The organism is Candidatus Chordibacter forsetii (assembly GCF_964187505.1).
Taxonomy (GTDB): Bacteria; Verrucomicrobiota; Verrucomicrobiia; order Opitutales; family Seribacteraceae; genus Chordibacter; species Chordibacter forsetii.
On record NZ_CAXLML010000119.1, the window covers coordinates 1 to 4105 of the forward strand.

The window sequence follows — 4105 nt, forward strand, 5'->3', positions numbered from 1 at the left end:
CAGGTAATTAAGCAATGAAGTATTAAGTAATTGAGCACCAACCTGCATTGCCGCTTGGTAAGCGGTTGAAACTCGGGTTAGTTGCATAATCGCCTCAGAGATATCTACATCTAGGTCATTTGACAAACGTTGATCAATTTCCAAATAATATTCTTCGTCATGCGAACGAACGGTATTCATTCGAACCATCAGAGAAGAAAGTGAGCCTATTTTGTCTATAACCGAGTCTTCTTGCTTAATAAGATCTTTTTCGGCTAACTGAACGACCTCGGTCATTTCAGCGATATCTGTGTTGGCAAGTCCATTCCTAAGATCAACTAGAGAAGATAAAACCGTAGTCAGCTCAGCAGTACCTCCATTTTCTGCATTCAAAAAGGAACTAATCTTACTACCTTGCCCAACATAAAATTCAGCGTTTTTATCAGAACCTGTGTAAGTCACGCCAACAAGGTTCCCGCTACTGTCCCTGTGGTCCAAGAAGGTTTTCTTACCAGTTGCAAAAGAATAAGTATCACCAATTTGTGCACCCATTGGCTCGTCGAGTACTGCAGTATCTAATAAATCAAATCCTGTAATAACAAAAGGACCAGGATCATTTGGGTTCTCACCCCATATAATATTAGCTCTTAATGAATTACCTTCTGGTAAAACAATCTCTGCAATTTGATAAGATTCTGGAATAGAAACCACCCCTGCTCCATCATTAGCACCAGGGAAAAAATACCGACCAGGGTTCTCTACCTGCAATCCGGAGACAACTCCATTTACATCGGTCATAACCTTAATCTGTGCATCTACACCAGCTGGGCCGGCGAGTTCAATCTTGACGGAAGCTTCATCTAAATTATTTACATCGAAGGATAAAACTTGGTTAACCGCCTTAGTAACGGGCAACCAAACATTGTTATTGATTGCCTCTCCACGGGCTCGGCGAAGATCTAATGATTCGCGGGAAATTGCATCAGGGCTCTCATAAAAAAACTGATCGCTCGGGCTTACAATCGTGAAGGTATAATCGCCATCTGATCCAAGTAGTTCCTCATCATCTCTATTATTAAAACCAACCACCCCACCTTGATTATCCAGTTTACCGTCAGTTTGACATTCGAAATAAACGCCATTGTGAAAAACAATTTGGCCCTTTCGATATTGCATATCAGCTGACCACTCGGAGCCCTGAACGGCAGAAAAAGTATTTACAGGGACGAGGGATGCATTCTCATTTTCCAAGATAACTGTATTGGCATCATCTAAATTTTCTTGAGCAACGAAAAAAGTCTGAGATTTAGGATCATAGACAAAGGCTCCCTTACGTATTGGCTGTTCGATTCCCTCCTGCAATATCGTCTCTCTTCCTTCGAGAGGAAGTTCATCTCCAAGAAACATGTACACTCGACCAGTAGATTCTTCATATATCTTCTCGCCGACTGCTACTGAACTTGTAAGATCTCCGACAATATCAGCTTCCTGAATGATTGTGGAGCCATAAACAGAATTAACATCTTCCGGGGAAAGAACATTCGCCGTCAGATAATAAGATCCCCTGTATTGAACCACATCTCCACGATTCAAATCTGTAGAGGAAGAATCATTTAAGGCACCTTTTACAAAAGAACCCCCAATTTGAGGTTGACCGTCCACCAAAGCCGCGAGTCGATAGGATTGACTTGTAGCGTCAAAATACACGATACCTTCTGAGTTAGATGCATCGGCTTCAAAACGAGAAACTGGGTACGCCACTTTTGTGACAAGATTATCTGCGTCTAGATATAATTGATTTTGGTCGGTGTAATTTCTTGTTGAATTAAAGAGGATATCAAAGCTGTGGTTTACCGCATCAGATCGATCACTGAATAGCCTACCATCTGGACCTGAATAATAAAAACGGGTTTCTGTCCCAGTACTTTTAATATTCCAGTCTTCACGATCTCCGGAATAATTACTTCCCATATCTTTCCAGAAATCAGAACCTATTTGAGTAGGATCGTGGTTAAAGTTTTCGTTGCCGAGTGACTCCCAAAGTTTCCCGTTGTGTTGGACTACATCTCCTAATTGGTATATATTCAGTCGCTTCCACGGTTCTGCAAGAGCAATGTCGATCTGAGAGGCGGGATCAGTATAAGTTTGGGTAACATTAATCTGCCAATGAAGTTTTTCATTTTTAACAGAGTTCCAAACACTATCTTTTTCCTCAGTAGTTAGAGAACTGTACTCTTTTCCTGGAAACAAAGATTTTCCTTTAGCCACGAGCATATCTTCTAATTGCTCAGGATAGTAGCTATTCGTATCGTATTTTGAAATATATTCTGCTGAGGCATTAAATGATTTACCCACGGTGCCTCGAACCTGTAGTTGTCCATTGGAAGCAACTTTTGCGGATAAAGAAAGATCATGGTCGTGAGGCTCTGTTGACGACTTTGCTCCTCGGACGAAAGCAAAAGAATCTAATGTTTCATAAACTTTAGATTCACTCAAAAAATATCCATCTGAATTGATCAAATCTCTTATAAGACCTGTGGCCGTTTCCGTGGAAACATTTGATACAAAATCATTAGGATTAATTTGTATCCAAGAATTACTGTTAGTCTCTGGGATCTCGTTTTCTATGTTGTCTAGGGCAGCTTCCCAGTAGGATATTTCTTCTTTACTGGTAAGAGTGTAAATTTCAGAAACTGAATCAGCTGGAACTTTCTCCCATTTAGATTCAGTAAATTCTTTTCCAGCTTCAATATCAGAAAAAGCCCTAAAATATTCAAAACCCCACTGAACAAGATCACCCGAAGAATAGATCTTGTCTGGACGCCAGTTTTCAATTCTGTTTTCGGCAGGTTCCAAATAAAAAGTACCCTCTCTTTCAACAGCTGCAAAATATCCTCCGGTTGAAGGAAAGAAGTCTAAATTAGGTTGATTTCCAAGGCTAACCGCAATCTGTTCAATCTGTTTGGAATCTAAGAGATAAATATCTGCTGATCCATTCTGTAATTCTCCAACCTTTTCCTTACTCCAGTCCTTATCGTCTAATTTAGCAAGTATGTCTGCCATACTTGTAAACTCGAGACCATCAACGAGAATAGAGTCGTCTATTTTTTGGGTTACCTTAACCAAATCGCCTTTATTGTATGTATCGGATAAAATATACTCGGAAATATCAGGGGTCTTAGCTTGAACAACATACTCTCTACCGTTTGCATGAAAAACAAACTCATCGCCTTGCTTCAAATATCTTTTGCCACCAGGAGATCCAACTCCAATGGAAGATTGATTTAAGTCCAGAATTTTCATTTCTGCTTTCTCAACAATAACATCAGAATGAGCAAAATCTGGCTTTAGCTCCTGCCCACCGAACAATGACTTTCCACGGTGAGTGGAATTAACTCGATTTAGTGTCTCGTCAATTAATTGATCGAGTTCCAAAGAATAAGTTTCGATCCCAGAACCATTTAAACCTCCGCCTGCTAAACGGGCAATTTCTTGGGCACGTTGGTTAATTTCTCGCAACTTTTCTAAATTCATATGCCCAGCATTCAGAAACTCAGTCGCATAAGATGCATTCCGCTGGTATTGAGAAAGTCTACTTTTTTGAGAATCTAGCTGAATTACACGGCTCATCTTAGAACCATCGTCTTCTGCATGGGTAATAGTTTGCCCCGTTGAAATCTGCTGGTCTAACTTAAACCTCTGCAAGTCCAAATCCCTTATCCGTTGAGTAACGGACTGGGTGACATTCAAATCGGGTATTCTCATCAGTTCAACATTATCGGATAAGTCCCATCACTACAATCTCCAACATTTTATCAAGAGTGGTTAGGACTTTTGAAGAAGCTTGGAAGGAACGCTGAAAACGCATAAGATCTGCAACTTCTTCATCAATAGATACCGAGCTAACAGCTCTTCTTTGATCGAGCAGTAAGGTTTCTATAGATTTTTGATGATCGAGATTATCATTTAGATCCGCTATTGTGTTTCCCATATTGGCATTTAATACAGAAACTTTATTAATAAAATCTCCTTCACCTAATTCGGCAATAGCCAACGCAATTTCATTAGACCCGCTCTCAACCGTATTTCCCGACAAAAGAGAATCAGAACTTAGCCTTTTATCTAC

General features: G+C 40.1%; 2 protein-coding genes. Both read right to left on the minus strand.

All coding sequences use genetic code 11. The features are described 5' to 3' along the window. Positions 1 to 3744 (minus strand): flagellin N-terminal helical domain-containing protein (locus ACKPQ4_RS05460; RefSeq protein ID WP_456151852.1); only part of this gene is annotated, 3744 nt, incomplete at its 3' end. 10 nt (positions 3745 to 3754) lie between these two features. Further along, on the minus strand, positions 3755 to 4105 hold a 351-nt coding region (locus ACKPQ4_RS05465), incomplete at its 5' end, for a flagellar basal body rod C-terminal domain-containing protein (protein ID WP_407680193.1).